Source organism: Limosilactobacillus kribbianus (assembly GCF_026413145.1).
In the GTDB taxonomy this organism is placed as follows: Bacteria; Bacillota; Bacilli; order Lactobacillales; family Lactobacillaceae; genus Limosilactobacillus; species Limosilactobacillus kribbianus.
Genome location: NZ_JAOVYZ010000001.1, coordinates 58574 through 80289, shown reverse-complemented (window position 1 = coordinate 80289; position 21716 = coordinate 58574). Strand labels below are relative to the sequence as shown.

Here is a 21716-nt window from a genome sequence, read left to right as displayed (position 1 = left end):
AAATCCAAAAACAGTCATGAACTGTCTTTGGTTTTATTGCAGAGCACGATGGACAATAGATCATCGCGCTCAAATGAACTCACAAATTACATACTTTATTAGTATAACCGTGTGTTCTTCAATTGTCAATCGTTAACTTCGGGTTTCTTCGTCATGCCGTTGATAATGCAATCTAGGATTAGTTTGGTTCGCTGCTCATTGTTAATAGCGTGCCCACCGATCATCTGGTAGGTTCCAAAAACTGGAGTAAGGCTGGCCAAGAATAACTCCGCTGCCTCCTTGGGCAGCAGGTCGCCACGCAGGTGCACCTCGGGCTGCTTGAAGTAATCACCAATCGGGTCCAGGTAATCCATCATGAAAATCATGTTGAATTTCCGCTGGGCACTCTTGGAGAGGAGCCGCATCGCCTGATTGTATTGTTCATAAATACTGATTGGGTGGTGGCGGCGCAAGGCCTTCACAATTTCATACAGTTGATCTTCCGGTGACAAATCGTGCTTGCGCAGGGCCTTGTTAATATCCTGGCGCACCTTCGATGAAAAGCGCGTCATTACTTCCAGAAAAAGAACTTCCTTATCACTAAAATGATGGTATAAAGCTGGCTGGGTAATCCCAATCTCCTTAGCAATATCCCGAGTTGAGGTTTGACCAAACCCCCGTTGCAAGAAAAGACGGGTAGCGGTCCGTAAGATCGTCTGCCGGGTCTTCTCAAGCTGCTCCGTACGTCGCATTTAATTCACTCCTCATTCATTCACGTATTAATCTATTATAATGCCGAATCAGCTGTTATGACAACGATTTCACAGAATTCGGCACTGAACGAGGGGAGCAAGCCCATTTTCATGGCTGCTCCCCTCGTTCATTCTAATCACTGAGTTTTACCAAAACCGGCTTGGCATCTGCCGGTTTCTTAACCTTCATTGTCAGTTTACCATGGTTGGCACCGATCGTTACCTCGTCGCCAGCCTTGATCTGGCCCGCCAGCAAGGCCGTGCTGAGACCATCCTCAACATGATCCTGCAGGGAGCGCCGCAACGGCCGGGCACCGTATGCCGGGTTGTAGCCCAGCTTAGCAATCTCATCCATGGCCGCCGGCGTAATCTTGAGGTCAATCCCCTGGCCGGCAATCCGTTCGCTGAGCTCGTTTGCCATTAATTTGACAATCTGATGCAACTCTTTCTTGTTGAGGGAGTGGAAAATGATTGTCTCGTCAATCCGGTTCAAAAATTCGGGCCGGAAGTGAAGCTTCAGCTGCTGCTTAATGGCCGCCGCCATCGCATTGTAATCCTGACTGAGGTCCTTGGCACCGAAGCCAACCTCCTTTTCATCCTGGAGCTGGGTGGCCCCTAGATTGGAAGTCATGATGATGATGGTGTTACGGAAATCAATCTTCCGTCCCTTGGCATCGGTCAGGTAGCCATCATCCAAGACCTGCAGCAAGAGGTTAAAGACGTCCGGGTGGGCCTTTTCGGCTTCATCCAGTAAAACAACGGAGTACGGGTGCTGACGAACTTTTTCGGTCAGCTGTCCCCCTTCGTCGTAGCCGACGTAGCCCGGGGCAGCCCCGATCAGCCGACTAGTGCTGTACTTTTCCATGTATTCCGACATGTCGATCCGGATCATGTTGTCCTCCGAACCAAACATTGCTTCGGCCAGGGCCTTAGCCAGTTCGGTCTTCCCGACCCCGGTCGGTCCCAGGAACATGAAGGAACCAATCGGCCGGTTCGGGTTCTTGAGCCCGCTCCGGGCCCGCCGAATCGCCTTGGCCACCGCACTGACGGCCTCATCTTGGCCAATCACCCGCTGGTGGAGAACCCGCTCCAGGTTGACCAGCCGCTCACTTTCACTCTTCTTCAGTTGGGTCAGCGGTACCCCGGTCCATTCGGAAACAACCTGGGCCACATCCTCGCCGGTAACCTTGAGTTGGTAACCATTTTGATCCGCCTTGGCCGACCGTTTGGCTTGGCGATTCAGTTCCGCCTTTAAGGTTAATTCATCCTGACGCAGCTGGGCCGCCTGGTCAAAGTCCTGGTTTTCAATGGCCGCTTCCTTCTTAGAGCGCAGCTGATCCAGCTTATCTTCAAGGGATGGCTTGCGTTCGTCCCGTTCCTCGGCGTCGATCCGGACCATGGCTGCCGCTTCATCCATCAAATCGATGGCCTTATCGGGCAGGAAACGGTCCGAGATGTAACGGTCGGAAAGCTTAACGGCCTGCTCTAAGGCCTCGTCAGTAATCTGAGCATGGTGATGCTCCTCATACTTTGGCCGCAAGCCCTTCAGAATCTTTAAAGTGTCTTCGGGGGTTGGCTCGTCAACCTGAACCGTTGCGAACCGCCGCTCCAAAGCCGCGTCAGATTCGATGTACTTTTGGTATTCATCCAGGGTCGTGGCCCCGATGGTCTGCAACTCTCCCCGGGCCAGGGCCGGCTTGAGGATGTTGGAGGCATCAATCGCCCCTTCGGCACCCCCGGCCCCGATCAAGGTATGGAGTTCATCGATAAAGAGGATCACGTGACCGTCGTTTTGGATTTCCTCGATAACCTTCTTCAGCCGGTTTTCAAATTCGCCCCGGTACTTGGTGCCCGCAACCAGCGAGCCCATGTCCAGGACCATCAACCGCTTATTAGCCAGTTCTTCCGGAACCGTCCCGGCCACCATCCGCTGAGCGAGACCCTCGGCAATCGCGGTCTTGCCGACACCCGGTTCACCAATCAGGACCGGATTGTTCTTGGTCCGCCGGCTGAGAATCTGGATGACCCGTTTGATCTCCTTGTTCCGGCCAACTACCGGATCAAGTTTGTGGCTGCGCGCCAGCCGGGTCATGTCCCGAGCCAGTTTATCGAGGGTCGGTGTCCCCGCAGCAGCCGCATTGTTGCCCTGCTGATTCGGTTGCTGGCGAACCTGACTTTCGGCAATTCCCAGCCGCCGCAGCGTCACCTTACGAACCTGACGCGGCAGGACATCGAGACTGTACAGGATCCGTGACGACAGCACGCCGTCGTCAGCAATCAATGCCAGCAAAAGGTGCTCAGTCCCGATCTTTAAAGTGTGCATCTGTTGGGCCTCTTGACCGGCCATGGCCAGTACCTGCTTTGCCTTTGGCGAGTATGGCAGGTAATCCGCCGGGCCCAGATCGTCCATCGTTCCGTAGCCGATCAGTCGTTCAATTTCTTCACGAATGTCGTCACTGGTGATTGAGAACTGCTCAAAGATCTTGTTAGCAATTCCATCCTTATCCATGGAAAGAGCCAGCAGGAGGTGTTCAGTGCCGACAGCTTGGTGTTTAAAGTATTTTGCCTGTTCATGCGCAATTTCTAAGACATGTTTGGCGCTTGGTGTAAACATGTTATCCATCAACAATCATCCTCTAACTTTCATACCGTAGCCGATTGAGAAACGAAACTAAGATTCGGGCGCGAAGTTTGTTCTCCAAGTTGGCGTCGTCCACCGCCAGGGTTTGCTTGGACAAGGCCACCAGCATCAAGTCCCCCTCACGTTGCGAAATCAGGTCTTCATTATATAGGGTCTGCACGATCGCAAAGGCATCACGTTCGCGAATCGAGTCCCCAATTGCCTGGACTAGTGAGTCTAACACATCGACGTCGCCAAGTAAATTAACTCGTTCAATGCGGATATAGCCGCCCCCACCACGCTTACTCTGGACCAGGTAGCCATTTTGGATGGTAAACCGGGTCTTAATTACGTAGTTAATCTGCGATGGAACGACATTGAAATGGTCGGCAATCTCTGCGCGACGGATCTCAATTTGAGTATCATCACCAAAAATTCCCTTGAGGTAGTCTTCAATAATATCCGAAATACTTCGATTTTCCACCTTATCACCTTCCATCGTTTGACTAATTCTGACCAAATTTTACCATATTTTAGGCCAAAACTCCGCCGAAAAGCCTCGCAGAATAGTGAAAAATCAAGCCATTTTCCTTGATTAGAGTTTATTTGGTCCAATCGAACTTATGAATTCTTTTTTATTGTCGGTAAAAAAGTAAAAGTTCTGAATTTTGCCTTGGAAGCTCTTGAACTACCGCGCAGCTTTCCTTTATAATTTTTATAATAAAGGCCTTTTGGCTGGACAAACAACGTCAATCAATTAAAGGAGACTTTCAAGATGACAGATCGTTTAAAAGATAAAGTTGCGATTATCACTGGTGCTGCAAGTGGTCAGGGTGCCGCTGAAGCCCGCCTCTTCCTGCAAGAAGGAGCCTACGTGGTCGCTACCGACGTCCAGTTTGACCTCCTGAAGAAGCAGGCCAATAAATTTGCGGAAAAGTTTGGTGACCGCATCCTGCCAATCATCCAGGACGTTACAAAGGAAAGCGACTGGCAAAAGGTTGTCGATCAAGCAATGGAAAAGTTCGGCAAAATTGATATCCTGGTCAACAACGCAGGAATTGGTAATACCGACACGACCAGTGGCCTAATGGACTCAACGGTCGATGACTGGCACCACTTCATGGACATCAACGCCATGTCACACTTTTTGGGAATGAAGTATGTCGTTCCATACATGAAGAAAAACGGCAAGGGCTCCATCATTAACGTTTCGTCCCTGGCCAGTGTTCAGGGAATTGCCGGGGCCTCCCCATATACTGCTTCGAAAGGGGCATCCCGGGCCCTTACCAAGGGGGCCGCGCGGGATCTCGGGCAGTTCAACATCCGGGTCAACGCGGTTCTACCGGGCTGGATTGTTACCCCAATGATGCAGCAATTCACCCTCAGCAAGAAGCTGCTGGATGATTTGATCGCCGGCATTCCGATGGGCTACCTGGGTAATCCCGAAGATGTTGGTTACGCGGTCCTCTTCCTGGCTTCCGATGAGGCCCGCTTCGTCAACGGGACGGAAATTGTCGTTGATGGCGGCCAGTCCGTACGGGGCTAATCATAATCACAATTTACAAGGAGAGGCAAATGGACGAATTACGTGGTTGCCCACGTAATTCGTCCATTTTTATTTGGAAGGTATTAAAAAGCAGCGATTAGGCAATCGCTGCTTTAATTGGTTAAATTACTTTTCTAATGAGAAGTCAACAACGTTCCGACCAACAACCTTGTTGTCCTTCAGTTCTTGGATCATGTCATTGATTTCGGAGAGCTTCCGTGTGTGAACGATTGGGTGAACCTTGCCTTCAGCACCGAATTGGAAGCATTCTGCCAGGTCCTGACGAGTACCAACCAGGGAACCAGCAACGATGATGCCGTCCAGAACAGTCTTGGCAATGTTCAGCTTCATGTCACCCTGTGGCAGAGCAACGGCAACTAACTTGCCATCTGGGCGCAGGGAGTTAACGGCTTGGTCAAAAGCAGCGGTCGTAACGGCAGTAACAACAGCAGCGTGAACCCCGCCAACCTTTTCTTGGATCTGTTCGTCAACGTTGTTATCGTGACGGTTGATGCATACTTCAGCACCGTTTTCCTTAGCAGCCTTCAGTTTGTCTTCGTTACCATCAACGGCAACAACGTGAGCACCGAAGACGTTGTGAGCGAATTGAATCCCGAGGTTACCCAGACCACCGGCACCAACAATGGATACCCATTGACCAGGCTTAATGTCAGCAACCTTCAGAGCCTTGTACATAGTAACACCGGCACAGGTCAGTGAAGTAGCTTCAACTGGGTCCAGGCCTTCTGGAACCTTAACAGCGTAGTCAGCTGGGACGATACATTGTTCAGCCATCGCACCATCGGCAGTCAGGCCGGCGTTCAAGACGTTACGGCAAAGAGTTTCACGGCCGGTCAGGCAGTATTCACAGTGGCCACAGCCCTTGAAGAACCAAGCAATTGATACCCGGTCGCCAACCTTTAAGCTGGTAACGCCAGGGGCAACCTTGGAAACACGGCCGACACCTTCGTGACCGATGATCCGGCCAGGGTACTTGCCAAATTCACCGGCAGCACAGTGCAGGTCGGTGTGGCAAAGACCACAGTATTCCATGTCAACTAAAGCTTCACCAGGCTTGAGGTCACGAAGCTTAACATCCTTAACAGTAACATATCCATCAACTGGATCGTTCATACAAGCAGCTTTCATAAGGTAAACTCTCCTTTTCTCATCAACATGTTATACATTTCACATTTTCTATAGTAGCAGATCTCCGCTGGAATTTAAAGTGAAATCGCCAACAATTTTATTTCGAAAGCCATACCATTCGCTGTTATTGCGGGAAAGACCCTTTCACAAGCCATCCCCGCATATCAAACCAATCACCAATTTTTTCTCGCAATAATCTCGAAACAATCTAAATTTGCGCAAGCCGTCACAATCGCTTACTAAAGTTTAGTAAATTTTTAATCGTGGTAGAGCATCCGGACGCTCTTAATGTCGTTCTTTGTAATCCCGGTCTGGATATTCCGCGGGATCATGACACTATGGGCATAGGACGGGGCATGGGCTAGCCCGATTGCGTGGCCCAGCTCGTGTTGGGCCACCCTGCTGCGAAATTGCCGGCTCGTATAGTCTAGCTCCGCTGAATCCAGGGTTGACGTGGCCCGGGTGAGGGTATGAGTATCTGGATTAAATTCCGTCTCGGTCGCGCCCAATTGTGAAGTGACAATTCCCACCGTGGCCGATTGTGAATCATCGAGATCCCCCGTCTGGGCAATTACCTCCGCCTTATTAGGATTCTTGATCCAACGAAAGCGAATTGCCTTGGTCCGATTCCACCGTTTAACAGCGTCCCGAAAGGCCTGTTGAATGTGCGGATCATCCGTCTGCATGCAGATGGTCACCTGCTTACTAGGCCAACGAACACCTTCCAGAGGCACCGGCGTGTTCTGTGGAATTACATAGTGATGACGCTTTTGGGTAGTTGAACTGCTAAAGGTCAGCCCAGACTGGTTCGTGGTCGTTGCACTTGAATCACTAAAGGGAGTCGTCGGTAACTGGTCGGCACTGGCTGGCAGGGCAAGGAAGAATCCCCAAATTGTAATGAAACAAATTAGAACTAATCGTCGCACCGAGCTCCCTCCTTTCGTCTCTGTCCATACTAGCCGATTGATCTTTCCAGGGCAATTAAGAAGCACTGTTGCCAGTTAAATTTGGGCATGGAGACATGAGCATTTCCCGCCCATCCACATGCTATAATATTTTTAATCCAAGAAAGTTGAGGTTCCCGCCAATGAACAAGCAAGACTACATCAGCTATCTGCATCTTGAGCCGCACCCGGAAGGCGGCTGGTACCGGCAGGTTTATCACAGTGCCACCACCTTTTGTCCGGCCAGCGTCAACCAGGAACGCTATTACTACACCTCGATCTACTTTTTGCTGGACCAATCCTCGCCATCACACTTTCACCGCTTAAAGCATGATGAGTTCTGGTATTACCACGCCGGTGACGCCATTACCATCCACTTGCTGTTCCCCAACGGTTCCGCCAGCCAGGTTGTCTTAGGCCCGGCACTAGACAAGGGCGAGCAGCTGCAGTACCGTGTCCCCGCCGGAACGATCTTTGGCTCGGAAGTTAACACCGCTGGCTTCAGCCTAGTCAGCTGCGCGGTCGCACCGGGCTTTGATTATCATGACTTCGAAGTCTTCGACCAGGCGACCCTGCTTGACCGCTATCCGCAGAGTCAGAAGGTCATCAAGCGCCTGGCCTATCAAGAAATCCCCTAAGGACTAATTAAAAGATTCCCCGCTCGGTTTCAGCACCAGGCGGGGAATTTTTTAGTGTTGGATGTAACGAACTCGACTGACCGCAGCGATGTTCTCCAGTTCGGCGGTCACCTTCTTGACAGTTGTCGCCTCAAGATCACTGATATCGACGATTGTGTAGGCATACTTGTCGCGTGAACGGTTGACTAAGTTTTCGATGTTCAACTGGTTATTGGCCATGACGGTTGTGATCTGTCCCAGCATGTTCGGCACGTTGCGGTGAATGATCGTAAAGCGGTGTGGGCCGGCAAAGGGAACCTTCACATTCGGCAGATTGACGGAATTGGTGGTATTCCCGGTAGCCAGGTAGTCCATGATCTCGTGAGCCGCAATCCGGGCGCAGTTGGCCGTGGCTTCCCTCGTCGAGCCGCCGATGTGGGGTGTAATCGTGACCTGGTCGTTGCCCAAAATCTGCTCGTCACTGAAATCGGTGCTGTAGTGGGCAAGCTGACCGTTTTCTAGTGCAGGGAGGACAGCCGCGTTGTCGACAATCCCCAGGCGGGAGTAGTTGAGCAGCACCGCGCCCGGTTTGAACATCGCTATCTCCTTGGCGCCAATCAAGCCCGTGGTCTCCTCATTCTTTGGTACGTGGACCGTGATAAAGTCGGCCCCGGCAACCGTCTCCTTGATCGTCGCCGCCCGTTTGACTGCCGGCGAAAGGTGCCAGGCTGAGTCAACCGACAGGTAGGGGTCATAGCCGGTAACGTCCATCCCCAGGTCAATTGCGGCGTTGGCCACCAGCGAGCCAACGTGGCCTAACCCCAGGATGGCCAGCTTCTTGCCCAGCAATTCCGTACCGCTGAATTGAGTTTTCTGTTTCTCAGTCCGCAGGGTAATGTCGGCACCGGGCGCGGCCGAAGCGCTCCAGTTGGCCGCGTTGATCAGGTTCCGCTTGGCATCGATCATGATCGCCAACACCAGTTCCTTAACCGCGTTGGCATTGCCGCCGGGCGTGTTGAAGACTGCGATCCCGTCTTCCAGGGCCCGGTCAAGGGGGATGTTGTTAAAGCCGGCGCCACAGCGGGCAATCACCTTTAAGCTGGCCGGAAATTCCTGGTCGTGCAGGTCAACGCTGCGGATCATGTAGGCGTCTGGGGCGGCAGCGTCTTGGTTGATTCGGTAGTCGTCGTTGAATTCTGCCAGGCCGGCCTGAGCAATGGCGTTGTAGGTTTTAATGTTGTACATAGCGTTTCCTCCTTATCTATGCGTGTTCCCGTTCAAACTTAGCCATGAAATCGCGCAGGGCAACCGCGCCTTCGTATGGCATGGCGTTATAGAGGCTGGCCCGCATTCCCCCGACCAGCCGGTGGCCCTTGAGGTTCTTCAAGCCGGCTTGGTCCGCCTCTTGGACAAAGACGGCATCCAGGTCTGGATCACCGGTCGTAAACGGGATATTGGTCAGCGAGCGCGCATTGGGCGCGACCTTGTTGGTAAAGAACTTCGATTCGGCCAAGTAGTCGTAGATCAGGTCGGACTTCTTGACGTTTTGATCGTTGATTGCTTCGACCCCACCCTGATCCTCAAGCCACTTCATCACCAGGTTGGCAACGTAAATCTGGAAGACCGGTGGCGTGTTGAGTGTCGAATGTTTCTTCGCCAGGGCCAGATAGTTCAGCATGCTTGGCAGGGTACTTTCCTGATCCAAAAGCTTCTTTTTCAGGACCACGATCGTCAGTCCCGCCGGCGCCAGGTTCTTTTGCGCCCCAGCATAGATCAGGTCGAAACGGTTGAAGTCGTAGGTTTGCCCCAGGAAGTTCGACGACAGGTCCCCCACCAGCGGCACCGTCGTCTCCGGCAGCTCATGGTAGGCCGTGCCGTAGATCGTATTGTTTCCGGTGATGTGCAGGTAGTCGTAAGTAGCGGCCGGCAGTTCGGGAACGGTCGGAATCGTTGTAAAATCGGGACCCGCATCCGTGACCGTATCGACCGTCAGTCCAGGGATCTTCTCGGCTTCCTCGATCGCCCGTTCCGACCAATGACCGGTATTGGCATAGGCAACGCGGTGATGTTTGGTGGCCAGGTTCAGCGGCACCATCGTAAACTGCAAGGTGCCCCCACCCTGAAGGAAGAGGGCCTCGTAGTCGTCCCCCAGGTGCATCAGCTTGAGGACACGATCGTGAGCCTGGGTGAGCACCTCATCAAAGAGTGGCGAACGGTGTGAAATCTCGACAATGCTCATCCCTGAGCCATGATAATCGAGCAGTTCGGCTTGGACTTGTTTGAGAACGGTCCGTGGCAAGGTCGCCGGACCGGCGGCGTAGTTATAAATTGGCATCTTGATCCCTCCAAATCGTCTGGTACGAAAAAAGGCCCCCACCATTCGTGGAGACCATTGGATTAGGATCCTAATCTAGTTCGTGGCCCCCACCATGTGAAGGCCACCCCAAAAGGCCAGCCTTCTAAATGCTAGAAGACTGGGAGGAGCTTAATAATACTGTCTTGAGATTCTTCATCATGGCGCTCCCTCCTTTTAGGTATTACAAATCATTAATTGAATTTTAACCTTGATTTAATTTTTTGTCAATATCCGGTATAATAATTAAAAAAATAAAGGAGCAAAACTCGATGACTGAATTATATATTGTGCGCCACGGCCAAACCATTGCCAACCGCGCTGGGCTCAAGCAGGGAACGATTAATGACGACCGCACCCTCTTATCCGCTGAAGGGCTTGAACAGGCTCAAGATCTAGCAGCCGTCTTCCACCCTTTGAACCTCACTGCCCTCTACCAATCACCCCTGCGGCGCACTGTCCAGACCGCTCGCATCCTCAACCAGAAACTCAACCTCCCTGTCATTACCGACCAGCGGCTCCTGGAAATCTCTTATGGCGACTGGGATGGCCAGGACAACGCCAAGCTAGAGGCCCAGTATCCCGCACTTTTCTATAGCCTGATTCATGATGTGCGGCCAAACTACGCTCAAGTGGCGCATGGTGAAAGCTTTGATCACGTCCGTCAACGGGTGCTTGCATTCACTAAGGATATCGTCAAAACCCACCCCAACGACCGGCTCCTGATTGTCACCCACGGCTTCACGGTTCGTTCCTTCGCGGCAAATGCGACCAACATCCACGGCTTGGAAATTCTCGAACCGGAAAATTGCAGCGTCAGCAAAATCGTCGTCGAGCCACAAACACTGGAACAACATCTCGTGTACTACAGTCGCCCAGCGAAACCACATTTTTAACATTATTAAGGCTGACAACCAATGCTCTTCGTTGATTGTCAGCCTTTAAAATCTTAATTAGTTAACCGCTTTGCCATCCTTGCCAACATAATGACCATCGATTGTGTCACTGGTTTCTAATACACCACCAGCGTTAAAGTAGTACCAGGAACCATCAATCTTATGCCAGCCTGCAAATAATGCACCGTTAGCCTGGCTATCCGCGTAACCGCGAAGCCCATCATAGTTAATCCAGCCGCTCATTACAAGCCGCCCATTATTGTCAAGATAGCAGGCCTCACTATGTTCTTGATCTCTAGGACAGCCATCCGGGAGGCTATCTAGAATCATATTATTTGTCATGACACCTCCACCATTAAAGTGATACCAGGAACCATTAATCTTATGCCAGCCGCAAAGAAGAGCTCCATGGTCATTACCGTCAGCATAGTAGTAGGCACCCCCATTATTGACCCAACCATTGGTTACCAAGTGTCCTTGAGAATCCAAATAACTGTTTACACAATGATTTTCGTCTGCTTGTGCAAAAGGTGGAAGAACGTCCAAGACCAAATCCGTAACGATGGCATCATTTATACCAAAGTAGTACCAGTAACCATCTATTTTTTGCCAGCCAGAAGCCAATTGACCATTTGCCAAGCGGTATTGCCATTCGTCATAAAACTTAACCCACTTTCCAGTAGCTGCCTTTTCACCAGTCCATGCCCCTGACTGATTCAAGTAGTAACTAACGCCATTAATTGTCTGCCACCCCGTCAGCATCCAAGCATTAGTCGGATCGAAGTAGTGCCAACTGCCATTAATCCGCTGCCAGCCCGTTAAGGCCCAGGCGTTATTCCAATCAAAATAATACCAATTACCGGCGCCGGATTGGTACCAGCCACGATCAGCCCACGCATTATTTGGATCAAAGTAATACCAACTATTATTAATTTTTTGCCAACCGGTCAAAGCCCAAGCGTTATTCCAATCAAAATAATACCAGTTACCGGCACCGGATTGGTACCAGCCACGATTGGCCCACGCATTGTCTGGATCAAAATGGTACCAATGATTATTGATATTTTGCCAGCCGGTCAGCGCCCAAGCATTATTATTATCAAAATAGAACCAGTTACCGGCACCGGATTGGTACCAGCCAGTTTGTGCATAACCAGCATCATTGAAGTAGTACCATTTATTATTGATGTACTGCCATTGGCTGTAAACCCAGTTGCCCTGATTATCCGTACGTGACCAGCCCTGATCATAGTGAACCCATTGGTTGCCAGCGTTGGCTTTGGGCTGCGAAACCGTTAGTGTGGCAGTGTTTATCGAAGGCTGATTTATAGCGGTAGTTGTGTTTTCCCTCTGTGGAGCTTGGTTACCATCTGTAGTTTCCTGATCCTGCTGACTAAAATTCTGTTGCACATTTTGGCCCTGCTGATCAGTTCCAACCTGTTGCCGCTGTTGGGATGCTATTGTAGTTTGAGCTGTTGATGTTGTGTCGGCATGAACGTTGCTAACAGCTAGACTTCCCACCAAGGCAATCGCTGCGACTATAATTGTTGTTAGCCATTTTTTGCCGGCTTTATATATTTTTTATGTTCTTTACTCACTAAAATTACCCTCCCAAGTTATTTTTACGGGGTAATAATATCACAATTTAAGGCACCAAAATGTCTAGATTTCAGTTTTAGGATAACAGTTTTCAGTAAAAATGTATTTTTTAGTTGCTAGCGATTAAGAACTTAAATCGATTGGATCTATCAAACCCACAAGGCTCCATCCAAATTATTGATGGATGGACATTTCTTTACCTGCCTTGCTTATGAGTAACAAAAAAGGCTGCCAACCAACTCTTCGTTAGCTGACAGCCTTTAAAATAAAAAAATCGGAAATACAAGATTCGAACTTGCGACCTCTGCGTCCCGAACGCAGCGCTCTACCAAGCTGAGCTAATTTCCGAAAAAAAGAAGCGTCACACCCATCTCAAGGAGATAACTGTCACGCTTTGTGATGCACCCAGAAGGAGTCGAACCTTCAACCTTCTGATTCGTAGTCAGACACTCTATCCAATTGCGCTATGGGTGCATAAGAGCGGAAGACGGGATTCGAACCCGCGACCCCCACCATGGCAAGGTGATGTTCTACCACTGAACTACTTCCGCATATGAACTTTTAGACACATTCCGTATCAACAGTTATTTATTATACGTGATGTTCTCGGAATTGTCAACAACTTTTTAGAAAAAGTTGAATGCGGACGAAGGGACTTGAACCCTTACATCAAAAGATACAAGATCCTAAATCTTGCGCGTCTGCCAATTCCGCCACATCCGCATATGGAGGATACAGGGCTCGAACCTGTGACCCTCTGCTTGTAAGGCAGATGCTCTCCCAACTGAGCTAATCCTCCAAAGAATTAAGCTGAAACAAATCAGCTTAATTAATATAACATCGATTGTTTGCTTTGTCAAATCCTACTTCAAATTTAATTCAGTTAGTTTGCGATCAATCATCCCCAACACCTGGGTGGCCGCCGTCGGGTTCTCGACAAAGTTATACTTGTCCCCGTCAATCAACATCTTTGGACTCTCATCATAGTTCTCGTACCAAGCGTCGTAACGGTCGTTCAGGTTCTTGTAGTAGGAATACAGCGACGGATCATTGGCGATCTGTTCGTAGGCCCGACCGCGCTTTTCGATCCGGTGCAGCATCGTCTCAAAGGAAACCTTAATCGTAATCAGAAGGTTTGGCGCCTTCTGATGAGCCTGGTCTGGCAGTTCTTCCATCATGTTGCTCAGCAATGAGGAATAGATATTGGATTCCGTCTCCGTTGCTCGGCCCATGTCGGCATTGAGCTTAAACAAGAGTTCGTCTTCAAAGATTGACCGGTCCAAGACATTGAGGTCGTTGCTGTAAGAGGCCTTAATCTCGTCCAGGCGCTTGTTTAAGAAGTAAATCTGCAACAAGAAGCCGTACTTCTTTGGGTTTTCATAGAAGAGTGGCAAAATCTTGTTGTCGTCGACGGATTCGTAAAAGGCCTGGCTGTTTAAATGCTTGGCCAGAAGCTGGGTCAGGCTGGTCTTGCCGGCCCCGATTGTTCCTGCTAAAGCAATCATTTCGTAACTGTTCCTTTCTCATTAAAATCTTTTGTTTAAAATTCACGATTACCATTCTAACATTTAAAAACAAAATGACCACCGAAAAGTGGCCATATTTTGTGGTTAAAGTTTAATCAGCCTCATCATCTGGTACGTACTTCTCACCCTTGGTGCTCCGTGACAGGTCAACCTGGTCAAGCGGGATCAGGTGGGTCTTGTAGCGCACCTTGTAGTAAATGAACAGGATCAAGAAGATCGGCACACTCATGTAGGAGATGGCAATGTTTTGCCAGTCCAGCTTAATGAAGGCGTTGACGTTCTGCCCACAGATAACGATGAAGCAAAGGATAAAGGCGAAGATCGGGCCAAACGGGAAGAAGGCCGACCGGTACTTGAGGTCGTTGATGTCGCGACCCTGGGCGATATAGGCCCGCCGGAAGCGCCAGTGCGAGGCGGCGATCCCCAACCAAGCAATGAACCCACATAGCCCAGAGGCACTAATCAGGTAGTTGTAGGCCTGAGGTCCGATGAACTGGGTCAGGTAAATCAAAGTGGAGACCAACATCGTCCCCAGCAGGGCGTAGATCGGAATCCCCCGCTTGTTAACGTAGCCCAGGAAACGCCATGCGTAGCCTTCCCGCGCCTGGGAGAAGAGCATCCGCGTCGAAGCATAGAGCCCGGAATTAGCTGAAGAAACCACGGCCGTCAGAATAACCGCGTTCATGATGCTGGCGGCCACTGCCAGACCAGCCCGCTTGAAGACGATCGTGAATGGACTCATCGTCACGTTGGAAACGTCTTGGTTCAGCAGGTTCTTATCGGTGTACGGCAGGATGCAGGCAATCACGAAGATCGTGCAGATGTAGAAAATCAGGATCCGCCAGAAGGTCGAGTGAATGGCCTTGGAGACGGAGTGTTCGGGATCGCTGGCCTCACCAGCAGTAATCCCGACCAGCTCAGTCCCCTGGAAGGAGAATCCGGCGATCAGGAAGACGCTGATGATTGACGGAATCCCACCGACAAACGGTGCCTTCTTGTAGTGGAAATTGCTCAAACCGACAGCGTGACCACCCATGATTCCCAGGATGATTGCTACCCCGATGATCAGGAAGACAATGACGGTCACGATCTTGATCAGGGCCAGCCAGTACTCCGTTTCCCCGTAGGAACGCACGGAGAGGTAGTTGATGATAAAGATCAGGGCCAGTACCGCCACACTGAAGATCCATTGCGGAACGCTCGGCAGCCAGTAGTTCATGATGATGCCAGCCGTCGTCGCCTCAACCGGAATTGTCACCGCCCAGTTCAGCCAGTAGTTCCAGCCCATCGCAAACCCCAGCGCCGGGTCGACGAACTTTGTTGAATAAGCAGAAAACGAACCGGTCAGCGGCATGTAGGTGGCCATTTCCCCGAGACTGGTCATCAAGAAGTAGACCATGAAGCCCATCACGATGTAGGCAACCAGCGCCCCACCTGGCCCGGCAGTGGAGATTGCCTCCCCACTGGTAATGAACAGCCCGGTCCCGATGGTTCCCCCAAGGGCAATCATCGACAGGTGCCGGGTCTTCAAGGACCGCTTAATATGGCCGGTCGAGTGATCTGTGCTATCTGCCATAAACTCATTCCTCCAATAGTAAATTAAAAGCCTTCTTACCGAGGGCACCCGTAAGAAGACTCAATCAATGTTAATTTGAATCTATTCCGGAAGCGCCCCGCAGTATTGCGACAGTCCACCGCCTCTTTGACGATGGCCCAACGAAAGACGCCAGTAAGGACGACCCCGTTTCGGCACTGCTCCCTTTCATTGCGGCTTCTGGTGCTCACTCACCTCACCGCAGCTACTAATCAGCAGTGCAACCTCTTCATTATTTTTTAATTATACTCTAATCTTTTTCTGACGCAAGTCTTTTTTGGTAGCGCCAGGTCGTCTGCCGGGCGTCAGCGGCGATTTGCCGAAAGCCACTCTTTTCTAAAACCCGCGCCGAAGCCGGGTTCGTGCGGTCGACCGTCGCTTCGAGCGCCATCCCCGTCTTTAAGCGATTCAACACCCCGGCCAGAGCCTCGGTCATCAACCCCCGATTCCAGTCGGCCACCTGGAGGAGGTAGCCGAGTTCCCAGCGATTAGATCCCAGCGCCGTCAGAAAAAGCAAGCCAATAATCTTATCTGGGGCTGTGCGGCGCCGGATGACCAGGGGATGGCGCGACTGGATCAGAAACCGGCTAGCTGCCGGCGTGGGCGAGATCAACAGTTGACTCGGCCCGGTCACCCGCGGATCGCTTAATAATTTTTGCAGGCTAGGTGCGTCCCCGTCGGTTGCCCGCTCAATCAATAATCTCTTGGTTGTAATCATAGCAAACTAAAAAGCCGCGTTGCCACGGCTTTTCTCCTCATCAAATTAAATTTCAGAACTCGATAAAAACGGAATCCGCAAGAGGCGCGGTGCCCAGGCCACGTAGAGCCATTCGGCTACCTGAAGCCAGGTGTAGGCCAGAAGCATGGCACCAATCGTGTCAAACGGCCAGTGGGCGTAGAGGTACACCCGGGAAACGGCCAGGAAGAAGACGGCAAAGACGATCAGCAGCTGGCAGATCGTCCGCGTCGAATGCTTGCGGATCAGTGGAACCACGATCAGCAGAAGGACCGCGGCCACCAGGAAGAAGCCCAGGACGTGACCACTGGGGAAACTGTAGCCATCATCGGCTGCCAGGTGCTGTGCCGGCCGAGCCCGCTTGACGATGTGCTTAAAGAGCTCACCAAAGACGTCCCCGCCAAGTAGGGTACAGGCCGCCCACAGCGCCGGAATTTGATAGCGCTTGAGCCAGAGAATCACGGCAATGATCAGAATCCAGATGATGTCCATCGTCGGCTTTGCCAAAAAGGACAGGAGGGTCATCAGGGCATGGAACCAGCCCGCCCCCTCAATTCGTTGACCGGTAAACAGTGATTGTAAAACAGCATCGATCATCGTCGCCACTGACGAGTTAAACATGATCAGCAACATTAGAATAAGAAAGAACACGCCGCCAATGGCAAAACGCCGTAAGCGGTGGTCGTCACGTTCAATAAACATTTTTGTGCTTAATCTGCTATATAAAACGTGAACAAATATCATCATTTACTTATTTGATCATATTTGTGAAGGAATATAGTCTTCCTTTCTTAATTTTATTTACTACCGTCAACACCAGTATTCCGGTATTCCAACTAGGGAGTAATCGCATTGACTGGCTCTGATAGCTTGAAGGGTGTAGCCCACCCTCATAATGATAATTACTGTACTAATGCCAAGAGATTGAGCACTGCATTTTGATCACGATCATTATGGTAACCACATTGATAACAGATATATTCGTTATGCTTAGTATGGTGATTGGCATTACCTTGTAGAGTGATCTTGTCTTTGCCTGTTTTGACGTGACCGCACTTAGCACAGCGCTGGGTGCTGGGATAATGTTGATCGGCCAGGACTAACTGCTTCCCATACCATTCGGTTTTGTAGGTCAAAATCTGGCGAAACTTGCCGAACAGGGACCGCTGCAAGCCCTTAGAAGCAACATGGCTCATCTGCATCTGCTTAACTGCCAGATCTTCAATCACGATCGTGTCATAGTTATCAACCAGATTCGTCGTAAATTTTTGTAAAATGTCATTTTGAAGGTTTGTTACTCGCCGATAATCACGTTGCAGCTTGGCTTTCGTCTGCACGTAATTCTTACTGCGATTAGCTAACTTGCCATTCACTTTGCGTTTACGAGCTAATACCCGTTGATAGTACTTGATGCGCTGGTAAAGCTTTCGCAATCGCTTCGGCAAGGTGTTGACCTCGCCTGCGGTGTAGTTAAAGTGCCCCACGTTAACGTCAACGGCCGTGCTTTGACCAGTTTGCGGCTTTGACGATTTCTGAACCTCAAACGGTAAGGAAGCCCAGTACTTGCCGTTTTCCCGGTAAACTGAAACGACTTTTAATTCACCCTCTATGCTTTGAGCACCCTTAAAAGGCAGATCGTAATTGCCCTTAATTCCACGAGGCTTATCTAACCGTAACTTCCCATTGACGATCTTGGCGCGGTCAGTTTTAAAACCTTGGCGGGGTGCGCGCTTCGATCTGAAATGCGGCTTGCCCCAATCCGGCTGACTTTTGTCGAAGAAGTTTTGCCAGGCTTTCCCCAGGTCAGCAATCGTCAATTGTAAGCAGCGAGCTGATAATCCGTATTGCCAGTCCGCTTTATTAGCGACCAACTCATTTCGGACCTTATAGGCATTCGGGCGAAGTTTCTTGTTATCCATAATCAGTGACTCGTCGTACATGTCATTCCACAGGGCTAATCCATGGTTCCAGCAATAGCGTCGATAATCACACAAAGCATCAAGAACTTTTTTCATGGTTGTGTTGGGATACAGACGCACTTTTTCCGTTCTGAGCATTATTTTCACCACCTTTCAAAGATTACTATTTTGTGGCATCTCTTCAATTGGTAGGCGTGCGCTCAGCGATCATCTTTGGCTCAATCATTCTCGGTAGCATAATATCACCTCACGTTTTAGCCTCCAGTAATATTATACTATTTTTGATAATATTTAATGATTTATTTGATAATCATTGATCATCTCCTAATTTTCAAATATTGATTTCAATTGAGTATACCACATCAACGAGTCCTTTTGACACTCCGCCACCGGCGATAATGAATTATCCGGTTCAGCAGTTCACCCAGGCCAAAGCCAAGCGTAATTGCCCCGACAATCACCACCACCTGGTAGAAGTAAAAGGTCACCAGGTGGTAGTTGCCGATCGCAAAGTTGCGGACCATCTTGTAGGCCTGGCCCCCGGGCACAAACGGCACCAGGGCGGGAACCTCGAAGACGATTGTCGGCATTTTCTTGTGTTGGGCAGCAAAACGGCTGCAGATGGCAATCAAAACGGCTGCGGCAAGGTTGCTAAAGGACAGGCCCACCCCCTGCTGGTAGTACATGATCCAATAGATCACCCAGGAGCCCCCACCGATAATTCCAGCGATGTTATAGGCTTTGACTGGGATGTGAAGCAGGATTCCAAAACAGATGGTTGAGATATAGGAAAGAAAAAACTGCAGCAATAAGTTTAACCAGTAATACATCTCTTCCCCTCCTAAACAAAGTGCAAAACAATCACGATCGCACTGCCGATCGCCACCGCCGTCAGGATTGCCTCAATTCCTCGTGTCGGTCCGCTGATCAGGTTGCCAGACACCAGGTCACGGGCGGCGTTAGTCAGCGGGATTCCGGGTACCAGGGGCATGACGGCACCGATGATGATATCATTGATATCGTGGGCCCAGCCTAATTTAACCATCACCACAGCCAAGAAGCCGATTACCAAAGACGAACAGAACTCTCCCAGGTACTGGATCTTAAACTTGCGGATCATGTAGGAAAAGACGGCATAGCTGATCCCGCCATCGATGAAGCCGGCCCAGCAGTCGCGGTAGTCGCCGGTAAAGACAATCATCAATGCCAGGCTGAGGACGGCGGCAGCCAGGGCCTCGACCAGGTTTTGGAACTTATAAGGCCCCTGGCGATCTACCCACTTCAACTGAGCATAGGCCTCCGGTAAGGTGATCAGCCCCTGGGCCATTTCCCGGGAAATTTCGTTGACGGCGGCAATCTTGCTCAGGTCATTTTTGCGCCGGCGAATGTTCATGACGATGGCGTTCGGCAGGTTGTTGGCCCCCAGCACCATCCCCGTGACGGTCGTAAAGGCCTGAAAGTCCTTGAGCCCCGCACTGCGGGCCATGTGGTTGAGCGTGTCATTGACCCGGTCCATGTTCGACCCGTTCTCGATGAGCAGGCGCCCGGCCAGCGAGCAGGTGCGCAGGGCCAAGCGCCGGCGTTTCTTTGTTAGCATTTTGCCGCCCCCTTTTCAACTTACAAGTGGTATTTTAGCAATTTTTAAAGGCCCCGCAAACATTTTTTCGTTTGCTGGACCTTTTAATTTTATTTTTCCTTGATGAAGATATTGTGGGCAGCCTTGTAAGACACGTTGATTGGTGCCTCCTGGCCAACCTTCTTAATCACGATTGGCCCCTCGAATGGTTCGTGGCGAACCACCGTGACCCGTTCCTGGGGACGTAGGCCGAGCTCTTCCAGATAGGTCAGCAGCTCGTGGTTGTCTAGGAAACGTTCTAGTTCGACCTCTTCGCCATCCTTGGCGTCCGCCAGCAGACGGTGACTGACGTCTGGAAAGTGGCCATTGGCAGCCGGGATCACCCCACCATGCGGGCAGGTTTTCGGGTGCTGGAGAAAGTCATCCAGGGCCGTTGCCAGGCGGTCACTGGTCTGGTGCTCCAGGACCTCAGCCTCAGAATGCACATCGGCGAAATTATAATTTAGCTTATTAACCAAAAAGGTTTCCCAGAGACGGTGCTTGCGGACCAATTCGGCCGCATAGCGCTGCCCCTTCTTGGTTAGTGAAATGCCCGCATACGGTTCATGGATGACCAGCCCCTCATCAGACAGCTTGGAAATCATTTCGGTCACGGAACCGGCAGCAATTCCCAATCCAAGGGAAATTTCTTTATTAGAAACTTTTTTGTAGCTGCCCCCCAGCTCAAAAATGATCTTCAAATAGTCTTCCTTCATTGGAGTCAACATTAATTCACCTCTACAGTAAGAATCTGGCCTGCGAACGGTCACGAAAACATTAATTTAGTCCTAAGTTGAATCTAGGAATATTATAGCATATCATAAAAGTGTGATTTGGAAACCCTAACTTTTTAATTCAGCAACATTTAGTAATTATAAGCCGTTTGGGTAAACAATTGCAATTCTTAAAACAAGGAGACCACTAAAATGGAAGAAAAGATCACCGGGAAACGCTTCTTAGCGGTGACCCTGCTTAACGTTCTGATTACCATTGTCGAAATCGTTGGGGGACTGGTTTCCGGCAGTCTAGCCCTGCTCTCGGACGCCTTCCACAACATGGGCGATTCGTTTTCGATCGTCCTCGGCTACTTTGCCCAGCACCTTGGCTCGCGGCCAGAAACCAAGCAGCGGACCTATGGCTACCGGCGGGCGGAAATTTTGTCTGCTTTGACCAACAGTCTTCTCCTGATCATCATCGCCATCTTCCTGATCGGCGAGGCAATTCAACGACTTGGGCACCCCGAGCACATCAACGGGGGCATCATGCTGACGGTGGCCATCGTCGGGTTGGTAGCCAACCTAGTCTCCGCCCTCCTACTGCATTCTGGCAGCCATGACAGTCTGAACGTCAAGGCAACCTACCTGCACGTTTTAAGCGACGCCCTCTCCTCAGTAGCCGTGATCATCGGTGGGGTGATTCTGACCTTTGTCAACGTCCCGTGGCTCGATCCGGCCCTGACGATCGGTGTGGCCCTCTACATCGGCTACGAATCCTGGCCGATCATCGTCCAGACCATCAAGATCCTGATGCAGTCGTCACCAGACCTTGACTACGAGCAGATCGCCGCAGATATTAAGCAGGTGCCTGGTGTCGAGGCCGTCCACCACGTTCACGCCTGGATGATCGATGAACACCGGATCATTTTCTCCGCCCACCTCAACTGCCAAGACCTGCTCTTAAGCCAGGTGGAGCCGATCTACGCCCAGGTTGAGGATATCCTCCGCCACAAATACGGGATCTGTCATATCACCCTCCAAGCCGAATGTGCACGGGGAAGGGACGAGGAGCTCTTCAACACCCCGGTCGACGAAGAACACGTTATCCGGCCGGGCGGCTATAAGGCTTCGTCAGAACCAGAAAAATAATTCAGA

General features: G+C 50.7%; 20 protein-coding genes, 5 tRNA genes, 1 pseudogene and 1 riboswitch. Of the genes and pseudogenes, 4 read left to right on the top strand and 22 right to left on the bottom strand.

Annotation, left to right across the window (positions count from 1 at the left end; all coding sequences use genetic code 11):
- Positions 1 to 125: 125 nt before the first annotated feature.
- The 3 genes from OCT58_RS00390 to OCT58_RS00380 all read right to left on the bottom strand — a co-directional run bounded on the left by OCT58_RS00390 (position 126) and on the right by OCT58_RS00380 (position 3835).
- Positions 126 to 731 (bottom strand): TetR/AcrR family transcriptional regulator, encoded by a 606-nt coding sequence (locus tag OCT58_RS00390; protein WP_267200837.1) that lies wholly within the window; start codon positions 729 to 731, stop codon positions 126 to 128.
- 133 nt (positions 732 to 864) lie between these two features.
- Positions 865 to 3354: an ATP-dependent Clp protease ATP-binding subunit gene (locus tag OCT58_RS00385; RefSeq protein WP_267200836.1), complete on the bottom strand. Its 2490-nt coding sequence runs from the start codon at positions 3352 to 3354 to the stop codon at positions 865 to 867.
- 13 nt (positions 3355 to 3367) lie between these two features.
- Positions 3368 to 3835, bottom strand: coding sequence for a CtsR family transcriptional regulator (locus OCT58_RS00380; RefSeq protein ID WP_267200835.1), 468 nt, complete (start codon positions 3833 to 3835; stop codon positions 3368 to 3370).
- A 291-nt stretch (positions 3836 to 4126) separates the two neighbouring features.
- Between OCT58_RS00380 and OCT58_RS00375 the strand changes: the two genes are divergently transcribed.
- Complete coding sequence (locus tag OCT58_RS00375; protein WP_267200834.1) at positions 4127 to 4897, top strand: SDR family NAD(P)-dependent oxidoreductase; 771 nt, start codon at positions 4127 to 4129, stop codon at positions 4895 to 4897.
- Positions 4898 to 5023: 126 nt separating this feature from the next.
- On the opposite strand, the gene adhP is transcribed toward OCT58_RS00375, so the two are convergent.
- Positions 5024 to 6046: an alcohol dehydrogenase AdhP gene (gene adhP / locus OCT58_RS00370; protein ID WP_267200833.1), complete on the bottom strand. Its 1023-nt coding sequence runs from the start codon at positions 6044 to 6046 to the stop codon at positions 5024 to 5026.
- A 257-nt stretch (positions 6047 to 6303) separates the two neighbouring features.
- Positions 6304 to 6972 (bottom strand): matrixin family metalloprotease, encoded by a 669-nt coding sequence (locus OCT58_RS00365; protein ID WP_267200832.1) that lies wholly within the window; start codon positions 6970 to 6972, stop codon positions 6304 to 6306.
- 161 nt (positions 6973 to 7133) lie between these two features.
- Between OCT58_RS00365 and OCT58_RS00360 the strand changes: the two genes are divergently transcribed.
- Positions 7134 to 7628, top strand: coding sequence for a cupin domain-containing protein (locus OCT58_RS00360; protein ID WP_267200831.1), 495 nt, complete (start codon positions 7134 to 7136; stop codon positions 7626 to 7628).
- 51 nt (positions 7629 to 7679) lie between these two features.
- Here the strand turns inward: OCT58_RS00360 and OCT58_RS00355 are convergent, their stop codons facing one another.
- Both OCT58_RS00355 and serC read right to left on the bottom strand, forming a co-directional pair.
- Positions 7680 to 8852, bottom strand: a complete 1173-nt coding sequence (locus tag OCT58_RS00355) for a phosphoglycerate dehydrogenase (protein ID WP_267200829.1) — start codon at positions 8850 to 8852, stop codon at positions 7680 to 7682.
- 16 nt (positions 8853 to 8868) lie between these two features.
- On the bottom strand, positions 8869 to 9942 hold the full coding sequence (serC, locus tag OCT58_RS00350) for a 3-phosphoserine/phosphohydroxythreonine transaminase (protein WP_267200828.1): 1074 nt from the start codon (positions 9940 to 9942) through the stop codon (positions 8869 to 8871).
- A gap of 290 nt (positions 9943 to 10232) precedes the next feature.
- Between serC and OCT58_RS00345 the strand changes: the two genes are divergently transcribed.
- On the top strand, positions 10233 to 10856 hold the full coding sequence (locus OCT58_RS00345) for a histidine phosphatase family protein (protein ID WP_267200827.1): 624 nt from the start codon (positions 10233 to 10235) through the stop codon (positions 10854 to 10856).
- A 57-nt stretch (positions 10857 to 10913) separates the two neighbouring features.
- Here OCT58_RS00345 and OCT58_RS00340 read toward each other — a convergent pair whose 3' ends face one another.
- From OCT58_RS00340 to OCT58_RS00275, 15 genes and pseudogenes are all read right to left on the bottom strand, one after another.
- Positions 10914 to 12266 (bottom strand): hypothetical protein, encoded by a 1353-nt coding sequence (locus tag OCT58_RS00340; RefSeq protein ID WP_267200826.1) that lies wholly within the window; start codon positions 12264 to 12266, stop codon positions 10914 to 10916.
- Between the two features lie 81 nt (positions 12267 to 12347).
- Positions 12348 to 12434: pseudogene (locus OCT58_RS10440) on the bottom strand (KxYKxGKxW signal peptide domain-containing protein); the annotation flags it as partial.
- A gap of 295 nt (positions 12435 to 12729) precedes the next feature.
- Positions 12730 to 12803 (bottom strand) — tRNA-Pro (locus tag OCT58_RS00335).
- 52 nt (positions 12804 to 12855) lie between these two features.
- Positions 12856 to 12929: transfer RNA gene (locus OCT58_RS00330), tRNA-Arg, on the bottom strand.
- A 5-nt stretch (positions 12930 to 12934) separates the two neighbouring features.
- Positions 12935 to 13006, bottom strand: a tRNA-Gly gene (locus OCT58_RS00325).
- 90 nt (positions 13007 to 13096) lie between these two features.
- Positions 13097 to 13178 (bottom strand) — tRNA-Leu (locus OCT58_RS00320).
- Between the two features lie 3 nt (positions 13179 to 13181).
- Positions 13182 to 13254: transfer RNA gene (locus OCT58_RS00315), tRNA-Val, on the bottom strand.
- Positions 13255 to 13318: 64 nt separating this feature from the next.
- Positions 13319 to 13960: a deoxynucleoside kinase gene (locus OCT58_RS00310; RefSeq protein WP_267200825.1), complete on the bottom strand. Its 642-nt coding sequence runs from the start codon at positions 13958 to 13960 to the stop codon at positions 13319 to 13321.
- 112 nt (positions 13961 to 14072) lie between these two features.
- The gene (locus OCT58_RS00305) at positions 14073 to 15557 is read right to left on the bottom strand and encodes an amino acid permease (RefSeq protein ID WP_267200824.1); all 1485 of its coding nucleotides are present in this window, start codon (positions 15555 to 15557) and stop codon (positions 14073 to 14075) included.
- Between the two features lie 82 nt (positions 15558 to 15639).
- Positions 15640 to 15813: riboswitch (Lysine riboswitch) on the bottom strand.
- 12 nt (positions 15814 to 15825) lie between these two features.
- Positions 15826 to 16293 (bottom strand): GNAT family N-acetyltransferase, encoded by a 468-nt coding sequence (locus OCT58_RS00300; protein WP_267200823.1) that lies wholly within the window; start codon positions 16291 to 16293, stop codon positions 15826 to 15828.
- 45 nt (positions 16294 to 16338) lie between these two features.
- Positions 16339 to 17013 (bottom strand): phosphatase PAP2 family protein, encoded by a 675-nt coding sequence (locus tag OCT58_RS00295; protein WP_267200822.1) that lies wholly within the window; start codon positions 17011 to 17013, stop codon positions 16339 to 16341.
- Between the two features lie 200 nt (positions 17014 to 17213).
- The gene (locus OCT58_RS00290; protein ID WP_267200821.1) at positions 17214 to 18368 is read right to left on the bottom strand and encodes an RNA-guided endonuclease InsQ/TnpB family protein; all 1155 of its coding nucleotides are present in this window, start codon (positions 18366 to 18368) and stop codon (positions 17214 to 17216) included.
- A 224-nt stretch (positions 18369 to 18592) separates the two neighbouring features.
- Positions 18593 to 19060, bottom strand: a complete 468-nt coding sequence (locus OCT58_RS00285; protein WP_267200820.1) for a threonine/serine exporter family protein — start codon at positions 19058 to 19060, stop codon at positions 18593 to 18595.
- An 11-nt stretch (positions 19061 to 19071) separates the two neighbouring features.
- Positions 19072 to 19827: a threonine/serine exporter family protein gene (locus tag OCT58_RS00280; RefSeq protein ID WP_267200819.1), complete on the bottom strand. Its 756-nt coding sequence runs from the start codon at positions 19825 to 19827 to the stop codon at positions 19072 to 19074.
- Between the two features lie 89 nt (positions 19828 to 19916).
- Positions 19917 to 20570, bottom strand: coding sequence for a metal-dependent transcriptional regulator (locus OCT58_RS00275; protein ID WP_267200893.1), 654 nt, complete (start codon positions 20568 to 20570; stop codon positions 19917 to 19919).
- Positions 20571 to 20771: 201 nt separating this feature from the next.
- On the opposite strand from OCT58_RS00275, the gene OCT58_RS00270 reads away from it, so the two are divergent.
- A complete protein-coding gene (locus tag OCT58_RS00270) occupies positions 20772 to 21710 on the top strand; it encodes a cation diffusion facilitator family transporter (protein ID WP_267200818.1) in 939 nt (312 codons plus the stop codon).
- The last annotated feature ends 6 nt before the right edge of the window (positions 21711 to 21716 follow it).

Coding starts and splice junctions, on each gene's coding strand:
- serC (WP_267200828.1), bottom strand. CDS start 9,942: ATGCCAATTTATAACTACGCCGCCGGTCCGGCGACCTTGCCACGGACC.
- adhP (WP_267200833.1), bottom strand. CDS start 6,046: ATGAAAGCTGCTTGTATGAACGATCCAGTTGATGGATATGTTACTGTT.
- OCT58_RS00305 (WP_267200824.1), bottom strand. CDS start 15,557: ATGGCAGATAGCACAGATCACTCGACCGGCCATATTAAGCGGTCCTTG.
- OCT58_RS00345 (WP_267200827.1), top strand. CDS start 10,233: ATGACTGAATTATATATTGTGCGCCACGGCCAAACCATTGCCAACCGC.
- OCT58_RS00285 (WP_267200820.1), bottom strand. CDS start 19,060: ATGTATTACTGGTTAAACTTATTGCTGCAGTTTTTTCTTTCCTATATC.
- OCT58_RS00390 (WP_267200837.1), bottom strand. CDS start 731: ATGCGACGTACGGAGCAGCTTGAGAAGACCCGGCAGACGATCTTACGG.
- OCT58_RS00385 (WP_267200836.1), bottom strand. CDS start 3,354: ATGGATAACATGTTTACACCAAGCGCCAAACATGTCTTAGAAATTGCG.
- OCT58_RS00290 (WP_267200821.1), bottom strand. CDS start 18,368: ATGCTCAGAACGGAAAAAGTGCGTCTGTATCCCAACACAACCATGAAA.
- OCT58_RS00310 (WP_267200825.1), bottom strand. CDS start 13,960: ATGATTGCTTTAGCAGGAACAATCGGGGCCGGCAAGACCAGCCTGACC.
- OCT58_RS00360 (WP_267200831.1), top strand. CDS start 7,134: ATGAACAAGCAAGACTACATCAGCTATCTGCATCTTGAGCCGCACCCG.
- OCT58_RS00280 (WP_267200819.1), bottom strand. CDS start 19,827: ATGCTAACAAAGAAACGCCGGCGCTTGGCCCTGCGCACCTGCTCGCTG.
- OCT58_RS00270 (WP_267200818.1), top strand. CDS start 20,772: ATGGAAGAAAAGATCACCGGGAAACGCTTCTTAGCGGTGACCCTGCTT.
- OCT58_RS00355 (WP_267200829.1), bottom strand. CDS start 8,852: ATGTACAACATTAAAACCTACAACGCCATTGCTCAGGCCGGCCTGGCA.
- OCT58_RS00295 (WP_267200822.1), bottom strand. CDS start 17,013: ATGTTTATTGAACGTGACGACCACCGCTTACGGCGTTTTGCCATTGGC.
- OCT58_RS00300 (WP_267200823.1), bottom strand. CDS start 16,293: ATGATTACAACCAAGAGATTATTGATTGAGCGGGCAACCGACGGGGAC.
- OCT58_RS00375 (WP_267200834.1), top strand. CDS start 4,127: ATGACAGATCGTTTAAAAGATAAAGTTGCGATTATCACTGGTGCTGCA.